We start from the raw sequence: 17,271 nt of genomic DNA, 5'->3' as shown, positions 1-17,271 counted from the left end.
TTTCTATGTTGAGCTAGTGTCATTTTATAGAGTTTAAATTTTAACTAGGTTACTTTTATTTGTACAATTAGTGTTCAATGTAAACTTATAAAAATTGAGTTTTTTAGCTATAAAAAAATACTATTAAATATTTTATATAATTTAAATTCCTTATATAGAGTGCCTAAAGATTAAGAATCTTGGAGTTTTCTATTTAAAAAATTTATCTCCAGCCAATTAATAACTTAGACTATTAAAATTAAGAGAATAAATACCTTTAAAATATTTAATAAATTTTTTTCTTTTTTATATAACCCATTGAGTAAATAAAAATATACTGAAAATAAAAATGGCTTATCGGAAGACTCAACTTATTCAAAATAATATCTAGAAAAATAGGCTGAATATCATTAACAGACTCTTTAAATCCTAAAAACAAGAGCCCGGGTTCGGGCCTTGATTTACTGTTGCTGTTGTTGCTGCCAGCGGCGCTGTTGTAGCTTCTCACCTTCTACTTCCCGCTTATTACGTGCCGACTCATACAATTGAGTACCTTTTAGCTCAGGGGGCAAGTACTCCTGTAATACAAAATGCTCCGGATAATCGTGCGGATATAGATAATTCACCCCATAACCTTGATCTTTCATCATTTTGGTAGGCGCATTTCTTAAATGTAGGGGAACAGGCAGGTTGGCAGTTTTCTCGGCCAAGGCCAAGGCTTTATTAATTGCCAGATAAGTACTATTACTTTTCGCACTGGTGGCCAGATATACTGCTGTCTGACCTAAAATAATCCGTGCTTCAGGCATACCCACTGCCTGAACTGAACGGAAGCATTCTCCAGCCAGTAAAAGTGCATTCGGATTAGAATTGCCAATATCTTCTGATGCTGCAATCAGCATACGGCGAGCAATAAATACCGGATCTTCTCCACCTTTAAGCATCCGGGCCATCCAGTACAAAGTTGCATCCGGATCACTTCCCCGAATTGACTTAATAAATGCTGATACTAAATCATAATGCTGTTCACCGGATTTGTCGTAACGTGCGATATTCTGCTGTGCAACCTTAACCACGATGGCATTATTAATTATATTTTCAAGGCCGGATTCAAAGGTACTGGCAATCAGATCAAGTAGATTGAGTGCTTTGCGAGCATCTCCAGCAGCAAACTGGATGAGTGCATCATATTCTTCAATCTGGATATGCCGTTCTTTTAAAAATTCATCTGTTTGAAGTGCTTTATCAAGCAAGGTTTGAATAGATTCGCTATCAAGAATATTTAAGGTATAAACCTGGCAGCGTGACAAAAGCGCACCATTTACCTCAAAAGACGGGTTCTCAGTTGTCGCTCCGATTAAGGTAATTTTACCTTTCTCTACCGCATTTAATAGCGCATCCTGCTGAGACTTGTTAAAGCGATGAATTTCATCAATAAAAACTACAGGTGTCAGCAGATCGCCACTTTCAGCAATAATTTCCCGTAGTTCTTTAACCCCAGTATTGAGCGCTGAAAGGCTAATAAAAGGTCGATCTACAGCCTGTGCCAGAAGCAAGGCAATAGTAGTTTTACCCACACCCGGTGGACCCCAGAAAATAATAGAAGGCAAATGCCCCTGATCAATCATCTGCCGTAAAGGTGCCTGCTCACCGAGCAGATGATCCTGTCCGATAATTTCTGAGAGGTCACGTGGACGCAGACGTTCAGGTAGAGGGATTTGAGTATCTGACATATTCTTTTTGCATTACTGTATAAGCTTTTATAGTAGCGTATTTTCAGGCTGCTGCACGGCAGTTTTTAAGCAGTACTGTATATAAGTGCGGGGCAAAAATAGCAAATATTCTGGCTAAAATATCAGCTTCATACCCGGATGCTTCATACGCCAGCCGTTAGTTTCAAAAGTTTTGCATTTTTGCCATCCTCAATAACCCAGATCGAATCATCCTGAGCTTCCTGTAATCCCCGAATACGTTCTTTCATATCAATACGCTGAATTTCTTTCGCCGGGTTTTGCTCCAGGTCTACGATGATCAAAGCCTCTGAAGACAGCCCTCCAATCAGTGCCTTCCCCTGCCACTTGGGAAATTGCCGGCCTTGATAAATCAGCAGACTCGAGGGAGAAATGACAGGTGTCCAGCTTAGCTCGGGTTTTTGAAATTCAGGTCGGGTTGAATGGTCAGGAATCGCTTTACCATCATAATGATCTCCATTGGAAACGATGGGATAACCATAATTTTTCCCCTTTCTAATCAGGTTCAGCTCATCCCCACCTTTCGGTCCCATTTCTACGACCCAGAGCTGATTTTTAGCATCAAATGCAATCCCAAGCGGATTTCGATGGCCGAGTGACCAGATCTCGGCGGTTACTCCACCCTGCTGTGCAAATGGATTATTACTGGCCGGCGTACCGTCATCGTTTAGACGCAGTACTTTCCCAAGATTAGATTTCATATCCTGTGCCGGCGTAAACTTCTGGCGCTCACCTGAGGCAATCCAGAGTTTTCCTTCATGGTCAAAAGCCAGACGATGACCATAATGGCCTTGCCCCGAAACTTTTGGTATCTGACGCCAGATTACTTCATGGTTTTTTAAAGCTGGTGCTGCACTGTTCAGGTCCAGCCGGGCTCTGGCGACAGCTGCTCCCTGTCCTCCAGGACCTTTTTCCGCATAACTATAGTAAACCCACTGGTTTTGATTAAAATTTGGATGCAATACGATATCGCCCAGACCGCCTTGCCCACCGTATGCTACTTCAGGCAGACCTGTGATATTTACTGTACGTTTTGTCAGCGGGTCAAATAGCTTGAGCTGACCTTTTCGTTCAGTGACCAGTAGTCGCTGGTCAGGTAGGATAGCGAGTGCCCAAGGTTCATTAAACTGGGTAATTTGCTGTACTTTAAATGTCTGTAACTGCTTAGAAGTTGAAGTCTGGTCAGCCTGTTGATGGCTTTCCGGAGTATTAGTGTGTCCCTGATTTGAATTACAGCCATACAAAGTAAACAGGCTAAAGAATAGTACGGATGTTATGCGGAATTTATTGTTATACATCACTTCTCTCTTAAATTCTGACTATATTTTCCATCATACAAATGAATGAATATATCTGTCCGATTTAATCAAAGTATTGCTTTACCAAATATTTCCTTTTGATTTGGTTAATTTTCAGGGAAGTCAAAGCTTATGGTTCAGGGTGCTTAAGGCCAGAAACAATTTTGCAGTCCTGAATAGTAAGGTCAGCCCGACAGGTCTGGCGCAGCTGTTGTAACTTTGTACGAAAATTTTCAAGGCGTTGAAGTTTTTGTTCAATATGTCCCAAATGATCTTCTAGCAGTTGATCAACTGTATTGCACTGTTGTTGCGGCTTTTTCAACAGTTCAGTCAGCTGCCCAATTTCTTTAAGTGACATTCCCAGTTCACGGCAATGCCGGATGAAGATAAGCTGTTCAAGCGCAGTGTCATCATAATAACGATAGTTATTATTACCCCGTAATGGCAGCGAAAGCAGATTTTTCTTTTCATAAAAGCGGATACTGTCTACCGAAATTTTACTTTTCCTGGCCAGTTCACCAATCGAATACAGCATACATTCCCCTCTTGACTCTGGAGTAACTCCAGACTTTTTAATTATTCTATCTGATCTTTCAGGAGTTAAATAATGGCAGGTTGCTGTAGTTGTCAGGAAACACAGGCCAAAAGCCGTAAATTCAGAAATGCGCTGTGGATAGCCCTATTTTTAAATTTCACTATGTTTATTGTTGAGGTTACAGGTGGAGCACATACAGGTTCCACTTCACTCTGGGCTGATGCACTGGATTTTGCAGGAGATTCTTTCAATTACCTGATTTCTATTTTTGTACTGGGTCTTGGATTATACTGGCGCGCAACAGCTGCCCTGTTAAAAGGACTGATGATGCTGGTTTTTGCTTTCATTGTTCTGGGCAAAGTGGTCTGGTCCTATATACATGGTGTACCACCAGAAGCGATTACTATGGGTATTATTGGTACATTTGCACTGATCGCGAATATCCTGACTGCCCTGATTCTATATGCTTTTCGGGATGGCGAAGCCAACATGAAGTCAGTGTGGCTGTGCAGTCGTAATGATGCAATTGGTAACGTTGCGGTAGTTCTGGCAGCTGTAGGCGTATTTGGAACACAGCAGGTCTGGCCAGATTTAATTGTAGCCTTAATTATGATTTTACTTGGCTTAAGCTCCAGCCTTACTATTATCCGGACCTCATGGAAAGAACGGATTCAGGCCAAGCTCGGATGAGATAGAATAAAAGAGAAGCTTGAGATACTTCTCTTTTATTTTTAATTTAACGTACCCAGCGCACGATATATTCTTCTATCTGGTCTTCCTCAATGTCCAGTTCAGAAATACAGCGGCCGGCTGCCGATTTTTTGGCTTTCATCACACTTTGGCGGCTACCGGTATTCAAATAGTGCCACGAAGGCAAATTTTTACCTTCAGACAGACGGCGATAAGCACAACTCGGAGGTAACCAGTGAATTGTAGCGAGCTTTTCTGGAGTCAGCTGGATACAGTCAGGAACCTGCTGTTTCCGGTTAGTATAATCACTGCACCGCGCTGTCTTGCAGTCCAGTAATTTACAGGCAACTTTGGTATAGGCAACCTCTTGGGTCTCTTCATCTTCAAGTTTGACCAGACAACACAAACCACAGCCATCACAAAGCGCTTCCCACTCTTCCGGGCTAAGTTGTTCAAGTGGGTAGACTTTCCAAAACTGTGGACGCAAATGCTTCACCATAATACTTCATACAAATTTACTACCTGAACAGTATATCATTGTGTGTTTTGACTTTTAAAAAATACATCTCTCACAAATCATTTACTTAACGCAATACCTGGTATAATTTTTAAACACAAAGCTCACACTTATATTTTATTTTGCTCTCTATACTAAAAACACATTAATAAAAAATTATGGAGATAAATTATGTTTCGTTGGGCGATTATTTTTGCGGTGATTGCACTAATTGCAAGTCTGTTAGGTTTTGGTGGCGTAGCAGGCTTATCTAAAGACTTTGCAGTGATTCTGCTTGTGATTGCAGTTATTCTGGCAATCGTTGGTTTTATCTCACGCGGCCGAGTATAAATATATATTCATCGTGTTATAAAAAAGAAGGATTTATCCTTCTTTTTTATTTTTTCATCTTATTAAAAACATAAATTTTCACATTTCTTCTTTCATATTCTTTTTCTTTTCAGTCATTTTAAATATTTTTTATGATTTAATCAGGTCATTCTCTTAAGTTTATACAAGGATTGATCAGAATGACTTCAACAATCAAAACCCGCGAAATTCATTATAACGCAGCAGATGGTACCAATTTAGTTGGCTATTTTGCTGCGCCAGAATCTGATGCACCAGTAGCGGGTGTGATTGTAGCGCCAGAATGGTGGGGCAGAACTGAATATACTGAACAACGTGCCCGTGAGCTGGCTGAGCATGGTTATGCTGCACTTGCAATTGATATGTATGGTGACAAAAAGGTAACTACCGATGCGGGCCAAGCCAATGAATGGATGACTCAAACTTTTCAGGATCCGGACACAATAGTGACTCGTGCGTCAGCTGGCCTAAAGGCTCTGGCTGAACAAAATGAAGTAAATCCGGATAAACTGGCAGCAATAGGCTTTTGCTATGGGGGCAAGGTCGTCCTTGATCTGGCACGCTCAGGTGCACCACTTAAAGCCGTTGCTACTTTTCACGGTAATCTCTCTGCAAAAGAGCCGGCACAGCGTGGAAAAATTCAGGCTGAAGTTCTGGTATTGCACGGTGAACTCGACAGCATGGTCACTCTAGATGATGTAGCCAGTTTCAAGCAGGAAATGCAGGCAGCCGGTGTAGAGCATGATGTTATTGTATTTGAAGCAGCAAAACATGGTTTTAGTAATCCATTAGCCGATGAACGTGCCCGGGTCAATGGAGTAGATCTGGGCTATAACGCAGAAGCAGAGCGACAAAGCCTGAAGGCCATGTATGATTTGCTACAACGTCACCTTTAACCTATAAAAGATTAAAACCGCAGTAAGGTGCTGATTACCTTACTGCATAGATTCAACCTATAAATAAAACGATGAGGGTATAATCATGATTGAAAATAATTGTCCATATTGTGACTTTGATGAATATGATGTGATTGATAAAAATGACTTTGGTGCCATTTTGCCTGAGCCAAAACCGTTATCTAAGGGACATTCTGTTATTATTCCCCTGCGCCATATCAGTTCATTTTTCGATGTCACTGATAAAGAACGTAAAAGTCTGATGTCGCTTCTGGAACTGGCGCGTAATGAACTTAAAATTCGTCATCAGCCTGAAGGTTTCCATATCGGCTTTAATGATGGTTCTGTCTTTGGAGAAGCTTCCCAGCATCTCCATATCCATATTATTCCACGCTATGCGGGTCAGGCTTTAAGACTGGACGAGCGCTGGGGAATACTGGACGAAGAATAAATGAGTAGATGATGCCTAGGGCATCATCTTTTATCCTGGTTACTGGGTTTAATGATTTCTGCCGTTTACTATAACGGTGCTATTTATCTTTAATACTTAATCTTTAAGCTGTTTAAAACACCTGCCATGAAACAGCCTTTTTCCAACTAAAAAATCTATTCTCGCTGTAGTTCAGCTATAATCTCCAAGTAATTCCTGCCTGAAATTTATATGTCCGAATTTTCCTTTTCACATGCTTTACTTGAATGGTTTGATGTTCATGGCCGGCATGATCTGCCTTGGCAAGTCAGTGATGATCCCTATAAAGTCTGGGTTTCAGAAATTATGCTTCAACAAACCCAGGTTAAGACTGTGCTGCAATATTTCGAACGCTTTATCCAGCGGTTTCCTACCGTAAATGACTTGGGACTGGCTAGTTGGGATGAAGTAGCTCCATACTGGGCTGGACTGGGCTATTATGCACGTGCCCGAAATCTGCATAAAGCAGCTGGAATAGTTAGCCATGAAGGCAAATTTCCAGACAGTCTTGACGGCTGGATTGCTTTGCCCGGTATAGGCCGCTCGACAGCAGGCGCACTAATGTCACTCGGATTGCGCCAGTATGGTGTCATTATGGATGGCAATGTTAAACGGGTACTGGCACGCTTTTTTGCAATTGAAGAAGATTTGAGCCAGCCAGCGCAAGAACGCAGACTCTGGAAAATGGCAGAAGAGCTATGTCCGACTGAACGCAACCATGATTATACGCAAGCTATCATGGATCTGGGTGCTACCATTTGTACCCCCAAAAAACCGTTATGCCTTTACTGCCCGATGCAGCAGCACTGTCTTGCCCATCAGCAGGGGTTAGAAACTGAATTGCCTTATAAAAAACCAAAAAAGCCTGTGCCGCTAAAACAGGGCCATATTTTATTATTGCAAAGCCAAGATCAATGGTTATGGCAGCAGCGGCCAGCTAGCGGTCTCTGGGGCGGCTTGTATTGTCTGCCTATAATTGAAGATAAGCAGCAGTTTTCTCAGCTGCTGGCACAATATGATTTAAAGCAGAAACAAACGCCCATTCAGATTACACATGGCTTCACTCATTTTACCTGGCTGCTGGATACCTATCTGTTCCACGTGGAACCAGAACAACGTGAGTTTCTACAGACTGAACTGGGTGGTGAATGGCTGAGTCCTGAACAGGCTCTAATGCGTGGTCTGCCAACGGCTATGAAAAAATTGATTCAGCTTATCGAGTGATGACATACTGATTACTGTCATTTTATAAACTTATTTAATCAAGGAAGTCGTGTGTCACGTTTTGCCGGTTATATTTTTTTAAGTTTGTGTTTTATCTTGATAGCGGCCTGTACCTCTGCGCCGAAAAAACCTTCTACCCTACCCGCTGCCCAAGTAAGTAAACTTCATCGTATGCAGCTTGCTTCGCGTTTGCCGGTTCCAGTGAAGAGTGTTGAGCGTCAACAACTCAGTGATACCTGGGGAGTGTCACGTAGTAAAGGACGCACTCATGAAGGTATTGATATTATGTCTCCACGCGGTACAAAAGTTTATAGTGCCACAGAGGGGCTAATCGCAGATCTGCGCAATAACAATCTTGGAGGTAAAGTCATCTGGATTTTGGGACCAGGTGGCAGCTGGCACTATTATGCCCATCTTGATGGGCACAAGCGAGGTCTGGAAGTCGGTGATTATATTAAAAAGGGACAGCTCATCGGTTACGTAGGCAATACTGGTAATGCCCGTCATACAGCCCCTCATCTTCATTATGGAATTTATCTGCAAGGCAAAGGTCGTGGTGCAGTGAATCCATATCTGTATCTGCGTTAGGAAAAAAATATGTCAGAAGCTTTAATTCAACGGCTGGTCGAATTTGCAGAATCTGGAAACCAGCAGAAAATTGTGCTGGCCGGACAGAGTTACCAGGGCTGGATAATGGAAATTACTGAAGATGCGCTGATGATCAGCACAGGTTTTAATGATAAGAATGGTAAAGATTGCTGGCTAAAGTTTGACGATCTTGCTATTGCCGAACTATATTTTTGGAATAATCTTACCAGTGAGTGGATAAGATTTACTATTTAAGAACCTTAAGTTAAACCACTCAGGAAGCACCATGATGACCCCTCAGCGCTGCGGATGGTGCTCGGATGACCCGCTTTATATTGCCTATCATGACCAAGAGTGGGGAAAACCTGAATATGATGAGCAACGCCTATTTGAAATGCTGTGTCTGGAAGGTCAGCAAGCCGGCCTCTCCTGGATTACCGTTTTAAAGAAGCGCGAGGCTTATCGGCAGCATTTTGTTCAATATCCGATTGCTGAGATTGCCGGCTTGAGTGATGAGTCGTTACAGCAAAAAATGCAGGATTCAGGTCTTATCCGTCACTTGGGCAAGTTGAAGGCTATTCGTGACAACGCAGTTGCCTGGCAAAAACTTAAAGCTGAAGTCGGTGATGTAGGCCACTGGTTATGGCAAGTTGTCGATGGTCAACCTTTATATCGAAATGTAACAGATTTTCGTCAGGCTCCTGCCCAGACAGAGACCAGTCTTGCACTTTCAAAAACTTTAAAAAAATATGGTTTCAAATTTGTTGGACCGACGACCTGTTATGCTTTTATGCAGGCAGTCGGTATGGTTGATGATCATGAAAATAGCTGTAAATTTAAGTCTAAGCCAAACATCCGCTTTTCTGCCAAGGAGTTGTTATGAGTCAGAAGAATACTATTCGTGCCTATGCTGCCATGCAGCCAGGTGCAGCACTGGTTCCCTATGAGTTCGATGCCGGTGATTTACAGCCACATCAGGTTGAAGTCAAGGTTGAGTACTGTGGCTTGTGTCACTCTGATATTTCAGTACTAAATAATGACTGGGGCAGTTCGGTTTATCCGGTTGTGGCTGGTCATGAAATTATCGGTACAATTATTGGCTTAGGCTCAGAAGCCAGAGGCTTGCAACTGGGTCAACGTGTAGGTATCGGCTGGACAGCAGAAAGCTGTCAGCATTGTGATTACTGTATTGCCGGCGATCAGGTAATGTGTAATGGTGGTTCTAAAGCGACTATTGTTGACCATGCTGGCGGTTTTGCTGAAAAAGTTCGTGCCGACTGGCAATGGGCGATTCCTCTTCCCGATGATCTGGATCCACAAAGTGCCGGCCCCCTGCTCTGTGGCGGTATTACTGTATTTGACCCCTTATTAAAACATCAAATTCAATCTGTACATCATGTCGGTGTTATCGGGATTGGGGGCTTGGGCCACATGGCCATCAAGCTGCTTAAAGCATGGGGCTGCGAAATTACTGCCTTCACTTCCAGTCTGGATAAAACACCCGAGCTGATTGAAATGGGTGCAGACCACGTAGTAAACAGCCGTGATTCTGCGGCACTTAAAGACCAATACGGCAAGTTTGACTTATTGCTCAGTACCGTTAATGTCAGTCTGGACTGGAAATCCTATCTGCACACACTGGCACCACATGGTACCGTACATATGTTGGGACTCACCCTTGAACCGATGCAGGTACCGGTAGGAACCCTTATTGGAGGGAACAAATCAGTGACGGGCTCACCCACCGGTTCACCGGCGGCTTTGCGTCAGTTACTCAAGTTTGCAGCACGTAAAAATATTGCTCCACAGATTGAACTGTTTCCAATGTCACAGATTAATGAAGCTATTGAACGCCTGCACTCAGGTCAAGTACGTTACCGGGTGGTTTTAAAAGCAGATTTTGACTAACTGTCTGTGTTATCAAGTTTTTGTTTTACCCATTCTGCCAGTTTATCAATCGACTGGCAGATCTCATAACTTAAGCCATGTCCGGCATTTAGACGGATAAAATGCCGGTAGCGTCGGTCTTCTCCAAATACTTCTCCCGGTACAATATTAATGCCATGCTGCTGTGCAAAATGATACATTTCCAGTCCGTCAATCTGTACCGGAAATTCCAGCCATAGGGCATAACCACCCTCAGGCTGACTTAGTCCGATTTTAACGCCTTGAAAAGCCTTTAAAATATATTCCTGATATTGTCTTACCTGCTGCATAAGACGGGGGCGTAAACTATTTAAATGTTCACGGTAACTGCGGCTATATATCAGATCGGCCAGTGCAAGCTGCAATGGTGTATTGACGATGGCATTTCCATTTAATAACCCAATTCTAAAAGACTGTAGCTGCTGGCTGATACATACCCACCCAATGCGGTAAGCAGATGATAAAGACTTGGAAACTGAACCGCAGTAGATGACATAACCGGCCTGATCCCAGTACTTAATAGGTAATGGTCGTTCCAGATTAAAGCCGCATTCAGCATAAATATCATCTTCAATCACATAACAGCGGTAACGTTCTGCCAGCTGTGCAATCTGTGCCTTTTCTGTATTGCTTAGACAGTAGCCGAGCGGATTCTGGTAATTTGCAGTCATCAGGCAGGCCTTTACCTGCCCGCTTTGCATCATCTGTTCCAGCCGGTCCAGATCAACGCCTGCATGGCTGGCCGGTATTTCGATAATTTTACGCTTCAGACTGGCCAGTAGCTGTAATTGGCCATTAAAACTTGGAGTTGGTACCAGAATGCTATCACCCACTTCAGTAAGCTGCTGAATAATGAGTGATAACGCAGGCATACAGCCACTGGTAATTAAAATATCCTCTGGCTGAATATACAGGCCATCTTCTGCCCAGTGTTCGCTTAAAGCCTGACGTAACTTTTTATGGCCCTGCCGGTCACTGTATAGAAAGTCTTCCGGCTGGCTATGCTTGAGCGCACGCTGGATCGAACGGCGCAAAGCCTCTACAGGTACCAGTTGTGGTGATAGCTGGATAGCNNATTACTGACATCACGCGGTCTGGACTGGAAATCTAAATGACGGGGTAACGGGTTTTGTAATGACTGCCCTTTTACAAAATAGCCAGATCTGGGCCGTACATAAATTAAGCCTTGAGCTTCCAATAATTCATAACAGCTTTGTGCAGTGCTCAGGCTCACTTCATGCTGCCGGGCAAAATCCCGAAGAGAACTGAGCCGCTGATCGGCTTTTAAAGCTTGGCTGTGAATTTTTCCAGCCAGCTGACTGGCAAGAAGTTGGTAGTGAAATGCCATATCTGTACTGCTTTTTTAAATTTTTTTGTGTCTGTAATGCTCTATAGCACAGGTTTAAGCTGAAAAAAATTAAAATTGAGCAAAACTTGATGAAAACTTGCACTTTATTATTTATTTGTCTATGGCTAGCAGCTTGCCAGCCACAATATCAGCAGAATACTTCTCAAAATGCACTGTGTCAGACATTAATTGGGGGTTATTTAAAAATGCAGTCACTGCCTGGCTATCAGCTCTGGAAAATTACAGCACTCCCTTCCAGCACAGAGTGGCATTATCTTTATAAGAAACCTACTGAAAACGGGCTGATTATGACAGGTCTACTCCAACCTAAAATCGAGTTTGTCTGTTCACAACAGCAGCAGCATTTGCGACTCGAATTATTGCAGACATCCAGACAGCTCAGGCTCCCATTATTTGAGCTCCGTTTGCCTGTGCCAGCCTCTCAGGCAAATGGTTCAAAATGAAAACCCGAGCTTAATTCCTGTACCAGATATTCGATCAGCAGCCTGACCCGTTTTGGTAAATGTTCCTGCTGATAATAAACCGCATGAATAGGCTGATAATGTAATTCAATCTGGTCTTCAAACAAGGCAACCAGTCTGTTCTGGGCCAGATCCTGACCCACCAGAAATTCAGACAGGCAGGTAATTCCATGATGCAACAGGGCCAGCTGCCGTACAGTCTCACCATTAGATGCCCGAATTGGTGCAGTTGCGGTAAAGTATTCATTACCCAGTTTGAGAGGCCAAGTGTTCAAATGCTTGGGAGAACTAAACCCGATTAACTGATGCTGCAATAGCTCCCCAGCAGTTTGTGGAGTGCCATACTGTTCCAGATAAGCGGGACTAGCAACTATATATAAGCGGCTTTGAGTGAGTAAACGGGCATGCAGACTTGAATCATGCATCTGACCAAAACGGATAGCCACATCGGTCCGATGTTCTAAAAGGTCAATAATCTGGTCATGGCTGTTCAGTTCAATTTCAATACACGGATAGCGCTGCATGAATTTCTGCATGAGTGGGGCAATTACATGCAGCACAAAGGGGGTGGCCGAGTCGATCCGGATTTTACCGGAAACCTCGTGGTCAGATTTAAGCAGCAGCTCTTCAGCATCGTTCAGCTCATTGATAATCTTGCGTGCACGCTCTAGAAACAGCTGGCCTTCCTGTGTCAGCGAGAGCTTGCGGGTAGTACGTTCCAGTAACGTAACGTTTAACTTACTCTCCAGACGCTGCAAAATACGGCTTAATCCAGAAGTTGACTGGCCGAGCTGTTCAGACGCCTTAACAATCGAACCACTATCCACAATACTGACAAAAACCTGCAGCTCTTCAAAAGTAGATTTCATCACATCCAATTAATGACAAATTAACAATAATATTTTGCAGATTATCTACTTTTTTAGCAACAAAGCTTCCGACAAAATAATCTTAACTATTTAAAAATATGATCGAGGTTACGATGATTATTCCTAAAATCGGTGTAGGTACCTTTCGCCTGTCTGGCCAAGCCGTCATTGATTCAGTCAGCCAGGCACTCGACGTTGGATACCGGGCGATTGATACAGCCCAGATTTATGGTAATGAAGCAGAAGTCGGTACAGCCATACAGCAAAGTAAGGTCTCCCGACAGGAGCTTTTCTTAACCACCAAGATCTGGACTGAAAATTATGCACCAGAACGGATGATTTCCAGCCTGAAGGACAGCCTGCACAAGTTACAGACAGATGCTGTGAACTTGACACTCATTCATTGGCCAGCACCCGGTCTGGGCTACTCTGCTGCTGAACTGGTGCAGAGCCTGTATCAAGCCAAAAAGTTGGGACTCACCGAACATATTGGTGTGTCCAATTTCAATATTGCCCAGACAGAAGAGGCGATTGCAGCAGTTGGACCAGACCAGATTGTAACCAACCAGATCGAGCTAAGCCCTTATTTGCAAAACCGTACATTAGTGCAATATCTGCAGAGCCAGAATATACAGGTTACCTCTTATATGACACTGGCTTATGGCAAGGTGCTGCAAGACCCTGTTCTTATGCGTATTGCAGCCTTACATGAAGCGAGTACCGCCCAGATTGCCCTGGCATGGGCTATGCAGCCGGGCTTTTCAGTAATTCCATCTTCTACCAAGCGTGAGCATCTGCTCAGTAATCTAGAAGCCCAGAAAATTCTGCTGAGCCATGAAGAAATGCAGAAAATCGCCGAACTTGAACGTAATGGACGGGAAATCAGTCCGGAGCAGCTGGCACCAGTATGGGATTAAGTACGGATGAAAATTAATTTTCCGCTGCTTGCCCTTGCAGTCGGTGCGTTTGCGATTGGTACAACCGAATTCTCGCCAATGGGACTGTTACCTGATATTGCCGGGGATCTTGATGTTTCTATTCCGAGAGCTGGTATGCTGATTACTGGTTATGCGCTGGGCGTAATGCTTGGCGCTCCAGTGATGACTTTATGGTTTAGCAGCTTTAGCCGCCGTAAGGCACTTATTCTACTTATGGCTATTTTCACTATAGGTAATTTGCTGGCAGCAGTTTCTACCAGTTATATGAGTCTGATGTGTGCACGTCTTGTCACCAGTTTAAACCACGGTGCATTTTTTGGAATCGGGTCTGTAGTAGCCGCCAGTGTCGTTCCGGTCCATAAACAGGCCAGCGCAGTAGCAGCTATGTTCATGGGTTTGACTGTTGCCAATATTGGTGGTGTCCCTCTGGCAACCTGGGTTGGACAAAATATTGGCTGGCGAATGTCCTTTCTGGCAATTACCGGTCTTGGTCTGCTGACGATGCTATCTTTATGGAAAGCTTTACCTAAAGACCATAGAGGTAGCAAACCTGATGTAAGAGCTGAGCTGAAAGTATTGACACGCAGACCGGTCGTACTGGCAATGCTGACCACAGTATTGGCCTCTGGTGCAATGTTTACCCTGTATACCTATATTGCCCCGAGCCTGGTTGAATTTACCCAAGCATCTCCGGGATTCATCACTTTGATGCTGGTACTGATTGGTATAGGTTTCTCAATCGGTAACCATTTAGGCGGAAAATTTGCTGACCTGTCTCTGGACAAAACCCTAATTGGTTTCTTTGTATTGCTGATTGTCAGTATGCTGCTCTTTCCATTACTGGCAAAAAGTCCACTGGGGACAGCAGTCGGACTGGTGATCTGGGGCATAGCCACCTTTGCTCTGGTACCCCCTTTACAGATGCGGGTAATGTCAGCCGCTCATGATGCACCAGGACTTGCGTCCTCAGTTAATATCGGGGCATTTAATCTGGGTAATGCGCTTGGCGCTGTAGCGGGTGGTGCCGTACTTAGCATGGGCTGGAGTTATATGGCAGTGACGGTCAGTGGCGCAGTACTGAGCATAGTAGGCCTGCTTCTAGTATTCATCCAGAGGAAAGAACAACAGCCTTCCATAGCCTGTGAATCATAAGTGCTATCAATTTCAGCCTGTAATGCAGGCTGAAATGACTTTATTGAATGGCCACAGGAAGTTTGGCATTGATATACATGGGCCGTTCAAGCTCGGATCGCATGATTTTAAGCATTTGGTAAGGCTGCTGTTCCACAAACATGTTCATAAAACTGATGGGCAAACTGCCTTCCGGGTTTACATATCCCATTGTGGTGACTTTAACTTTATTTGCACCTAAACGCTGAAAAGTCCAGTCCCCCTGATAGTCTTGAAGACGTATATAGTCAGGCTGACTAAAACGGGAATCTGCCATACCCCGGTTACGGATATTCACTGTACCATTACGCTCTCTAGTAATTTTACTTTGAATAATAAGGTCACGATCTTTAAGCGGAAAAGGTAAGTCCATTACCACATGCAGCAAAAATCCTCCAGCTTGATCATCTCGGTTTAATATACTGATTTTCCCCATATAGGGGACCCATTGTTGGGCACGCTCAACATCCATAATTAGCGCAACAGCCCGTTCCAGGGGTACATTAAATACTGTCTCTGCCTTATAGGATGCAGCCGGGTTACGAGACGTCTGGTAAGTCCAGACCTTGATATTCTGTTTATTAATTTTTAGTCTGGCCTGCTCTGCCGAGGTAGATTGAGTAATTAACAGACTCAGTAACATCAAGCAAATATTGAATATAGTTTTCTTTCTCATTTTTATTTTTCATACTTTTTATATAAGTGTAATCAGGCCCCTTTCTTCCTGAAAAGGGCCATTAGCGCTACATCTGGATATTATTGAATCCAAGCACATCTTTCATATCATATTTACCTGCTTCACGTCCAACAACCCATGCGGCTGCACGTACTGCACCTGCGGCAAAATTCATCCGGTTGGTTGCCTTATGGGTCACTTCGACGCGCTCACCTTCCCCGATAAACATGACAGTATGCTCACCAACAATATCGCCACCACGAATGGTTTCAAAGCCAATAGTCTGACGCTCACGTGGGCCGGTATGGCCTTCACGCCCATAAACTGCCACTTCTTTTAAATTACGGCCTAAAGTATCCGCAATCGCTTCACCCATCATGAGCGCAGTGCCCGATGGAGCATCAACTTTATGACGGTGATGTGCTTCAATCACTTCAATATCAACCGTATCACCAAAGACTTTTGCTGCAAGCTCGAGCAGTTTGATCGACACATTGACTCCAACTGAATAATTGGCTGCATAAACTACAGGTGTCTGGCTAGCACTTTCTTCCAGTACGGCTTTTTGTTCATCATTCATGCCAGTGGTTCCAATAACCATTGCTACCCCTGCTTCACGGCAAAGTTTCAAGTGCTGTTCAGTGGCAGCAGGTGCCGTAAAATCAATGATTACATCACAGTCATTGAGCACGTCAGCCAGCTGTCCAGATACTTTGACCCCCAGCGTACCAATACCTGCCAGCTCACCCGCATCGGCTCCTACCAGTGAACTCTCTGGACGCTCTACTGCTGCTGCCAGCTGGTAACCTGCCTGCTGGATAGCCTGAACCAGAATCCGGCCCATACGGCCACCTGCACCTAAAACACCAATACGTGGAGTTGCTGACATAACATTTTCCCTGCAGTCATCTTTAAAATTGCTCTACTATAACAAAACTCTTCCCGCTCTCTGAAACTTGTCTGGAAAAATTATGGCTTAAAGTTCCTTTATAAAAATGAACCATTAAAAAAACAAGCAGTTCAAAGAAGAAGCAATATTTTTAGCTCATTCATGACTTTATTTATCCAGTTAACTGCTGAAAAATATTAAAAAATATTCAGACAATTTCGTATTTTTCACAATTCTTTAAACAAGCAGGCGCAGACTAGCCAGCACCATTGGGTGTCATCAAATAAGGAAAAAATATGCGCTTTCACTTTACGGGTTTGGGAATCGTTTTAATACTGTGTACGGGTGCAGTCTGGGCTGAGCCGGCAGTTCAAGCGGGCGATACACTGGCAAGTTTATCTACAGCACGCATCACGACGACTCTGCGCCAGACCTCTTTACCGTCTGGGATAGTACAGGTTCCGAATGAAACAGCTACAAGTATTGCAGTCGAGGAAATTGACACTATTATGCCCGATGAGCAGGCAAGTAGAGTACAGACACAGTCTTCTGAGGCACAGGTTACCCAGCAGAGTATAGTCCAGGCCTCTACCTCAGCCACTGGGCAGGAGGAACTGGTAAGCTGGAATGATATTGATGCTATACAGCCAGAATAAACTTGTGACTAAACAGACAGGT

General features: G+C 43.7%; 20 protein-coding genes and 1 pseudogene. 13 read left to right on the top strand and 8 right to left on the bottom strand.

Going from position 1 to position 17,271, the window contains the following annotated elements; all coding sequences use genetic code 11:
- Positions 1 to 440: 440 nt before the first annotated feature.
- From B3R63_RS12250 to B3R63_RS12240, 3 genes are all read right to left on the bottom strand, one after another.
- Positions 441 to 1,712: a replication-associated recombination protein A gene (locus B3R63_RS12250; protein WP_005404672.1), complete on the bottom strand. Its 1,272-nt coding sequence runs from the start codon at positions 1,710 to 1,712 to the stop codon at positions 441 to 443.
- A 143-nt stretch (positions 1,713 to 1,855) separates the two neighbouring features.
- Positions 1,856 to 3,028: a PQQ-dependent sugar dehydrogenase gene (locus B3R63_RS12245; protein WP_286731468.1), complete on the bottom strand. Its 1,173-nt coding sequence runs from the start codon at positions 3,026 to 3,028 to the stop codon at positions 1,856 to 1,858.
- A 130-nt stretch (positions 3,029 to 3,158) separates the two neighbouring features.
- On the bottom strand, positions 3,159 to 3,563 hold the full coding sequence (locus B3R63_RS12240; RefSeq protein ID WP_005017695.1) for a MerR family transcriptional regulator: 405 nt from the start codon (positions 3,561 to 3,563) through the stop codon (positions 3,159 to 3,161).
- Between the two features lie 72 nt (positions 3,564 to 3,635).
- Here B3R63_RS12240 and B3R63_RS12235 point away from each other — a divergent pair, with 72 nt between their 5' ends.
- Positions 3,636 to 4,253 carry a cation transporter gene (locus B3R63_RS12235; protein ID WP_286731463.1) on the top strand — a complete coding sequence of 206 codons (618 nt, stop codon included), beginning with the start codon at positions 3,636 to 3,638 and terminating at the stop codon, positions 4,251 to 4,253.
- Positions 4,254 to 4,299: 46 nt separating this feature from the next.
- Here B3R63_RS12235 and B3R63_RS12230 read toward each other — a convergent pair whose 3' ends face one another.
- Positions 4,300 to 4,752, bottom strand: coding sequence for a YcgN family cysteine cluster protein (locus B3R63_RS12230; protein WP_286731460.1), 453 nt, complete (start codon positions 4,750 to 4,752; stop codon positions 4,300 to 4,302).
- 189 nt (positions 4,753 to 4,941) lie between these two features.
- Between B3R63_RS12230 and B3R63_RS12225 the strand changes: the two genes are divergently transcribed.
- The 8 genes from B3R63_RS12225 to ahr all read left to right on the top strand — a co-directional run bounded on the left by B3R63_RS12225 (position 4,942) and on the right by ahr (position 10,203).
- Entirely contained in the window at positions 4,942 to 5,100 is a 159-nt protein-coding gene (locus tag B3R63_RS12225; protein ID WP_005017692.1) for a DUF1328 domain-containing protein, read from the top strand.
- Between the two features lie 179 nt (positions 5,101 to 5,279).
- Positions 5,280 to 6,014, top strand: a complete 735-nt coding sequence (locus B3R63_RS12220; RefSeq protein ID WP_286731457.1) for a dienelactone hydrolase family protein — start codon at positions 5,280 to 5,282, stop codon at positions 6,012 to 6,014.
- Positions 6,015 to 6,099: 85 nt separating this feature from the next.
- Entirely contained in the window at positions 6,100 to 6,465 is a 366-nt protein-coding gene (locus tag B3R63_RS12215; RefSeq protein ID WP_005023934.1) for an HIT family protein, read from the top strand.
- Between the two features lie 210 nt (positions 6,466 to 6,675).
- Complete coding sequence (mutY, locus tag B3R63_RS12210; RefSeq protein WP_286731454.1) at positions 6,676 to 7,707, top strand: A/G-specific adenine glycosylase; 1,032 nt, start codon at positions 6,676 to 6,678, stop codon at positions 7,705 to 7,707.
- A gap of 51 nt (positions 7,708 to 7,758) precedes the next feature.
- Entirely contained in the window at positions 7,759 to 8,295 is a 537-nt protein-coding gene (locus B3R63_RS12205) for a M23 family metallopeptidase (protein WP_286731452.1), read from the top strand.
- Positions 8,296 to 8,304: 9 nt separating this feature from the next.
- Positions 8,305 to 8,550 carry a hypothetical protein gene (locus B3R63_RS12200; protein ID WP_005017680.1) on the top strand — a complete coding sequence of 82 codons (246 nt, stop codon included), beginning with the start codon at positions 8,305 to 8,307 and terminating at the stop codon, positions 8,548 to 8,550.
- 34 nt (positions 8,551 to 8,584) lie between these two features.
- Positions 8,585 to 9,178, top strand: coding sequence for a DNA-3-methyladenine glycosylase I (locus tag B3R63_RS12195; protein ID WP_286731950.1), 594 nt, complete (start codon positions 8,585 to 8,587; stop codon positions 9,176 to 9,178).
- Complete coding sequence (ahr, locus tag B3R63_RS12190) at positions 9,175 to 10,203, top strand: NADPH-dependent aldehyde reductase Ahr (protein ID WP_005023926.1); 1,029 nt, start codon at positions 9,175 to 9,177, stop codon at positions 10,201 to 10,203. Before B3R63_RS12195 ends, ahr begins: the two co-directional genes overlap by 4 nt.
- On the opposite strand, the pseudogene B3R63_RS12185 reads toward ahr, so the two are convergent.
- A pseudogene (locus B3R63_RS12185) lies at positions 10,200 to 11,569 on the bottom strand (PLP-dependent aminotransferase family protein). The gene ahr and the pseudogene B3R63_RS12185 overlap by 4 nt on opposite strands.
- Positions 11,570 to 11,658: 89 nt before the next feature.
- On the opposite strand from B3R63_RS12185, the gene B3R63_RS12180 reads away from it, so the two are divergent.
- A complete protein-coding gene (locus B3R63_RS12180) occupies positions 11,659 to 12,033 on the top strand; it encodes a hypothetical protein (RefSeq protein WP_106438835.1) in 375 nt (124 codons plus the stop codon).
- Here the strand turns inward: B3R63_RS12180 and B3R63_RS12175 are convergent.
- Positions 12,012 to 12,920 carry a LysR family transcriptional regulator gene (locus tag B3R63_RS12175; RefSeq protein ID WP_106438834.1) on the bottom strand — a complete coding sequence of 303 codons (909 nt, stop codon included), beginning with the start codon at positions 12,918 to 12,920 and terminating at the stop codon, positions 12,012 to 12,014. The genes B3R63_RS12180 and B3R63_RS12175 overlap by 22 nt on opposite strands.
- 113 nt (positions 12,921 to 13,033) lie before the next feature.
- Between B3R63_RS12175 and dkgB the strand changes: the two genes are divergently transcribed.
- Together dkgB and B3R63_RS12165 are read left to right on the top strand one after the other, a co-directional pair.
- On the top strand, positions 13,034 to 13,837 hold the full coding sequence (gene dkgB, locus B3R63_RS12170) for a 2,5-didehydrogluconate reductase DkgB (RefSeq protein WP_286731442.1): 804 nt from the start codon (positions 13,034 to 13,036) through the stop codon (positions 13,835 to 13,837).
- 6 nt (positions 13,838 to 13,843) lie between these two features.
- On the top strand, positions 13,844 to 15,010 hold the full coding sequence (locus tag B3R63_RS12165) for an MFS transporter (RefSeq protein WP_286731439.1): 1,167 nt from the start codon (positions 13,844 to 13,846) through the stop codon (positions 15,008 to 15,010).
- A gap of 40 nt (positions 15,011 to 15,050) precedes the next feature.
- Here B3R63_RS12165 and B3R63_RS12160 read toward each other — a convergent pair whose 3' ends face one another.
- Complete coding sequence (locus B3R63_RS12160) at positions 15,051 to 15,704, bottom strand: START domain-containing protein (protein ID WP_286731436.1); 654 nt, start codon at positions 15,702 to 15,704, stop codon at positions 15,051 to 15,053.
- Between the two features lie 67 nt (positions 15,705 to 15,771).
- Positions 15,772 to 16,593: a 4-hydroxy-tetrahydrodipicolinate reductase gene (gene dapB / locus B3R63_RS12155; protein WP_286731433.1), complete on the bottom strand. Its 822-nt coding sequence runs from the start codon at positions 16,591 to 16,593 to the stop codon at positions 15,772 to 15,774.
- Positions 16,594 to 16,889: 296 nt separating this feature from the next.
- Here dapB and B3R63_RS12150 point away from each other — a divergent pair, with 296 nt between their 5' ends.
- The gene (locus B3R63_RS12150) at positions 16,890 to 17,249 is read left to right on the top strand and encodes a hypothetical protein (RefSeq protein ID WP_286731430.1); all 360 of its coding nucleotides are present in this window, start codon (positions 16,890 to 16,892) and stop codon (positions 17,247 to 17,249) included.
- The last annotated feature ends 22 nt before the right edge of the window (positions 17,250 to 17,271 follow it).

The sequence above is a fragment of the Acinetobacter sp. UBA1297 genome (genome assembly GCF_002307755.1).
Taxonomy (GTDB): domain Bacteria; phylum Pseudomonadota; class Gammaproteobacteria; order Pseudomonadales; family Moraxellaceae; genus Acinetobacter; species Acinetobacter radioresistens.
This window is presented reverse-complemented; position numbering and strand designations above follow the sequence as displayed.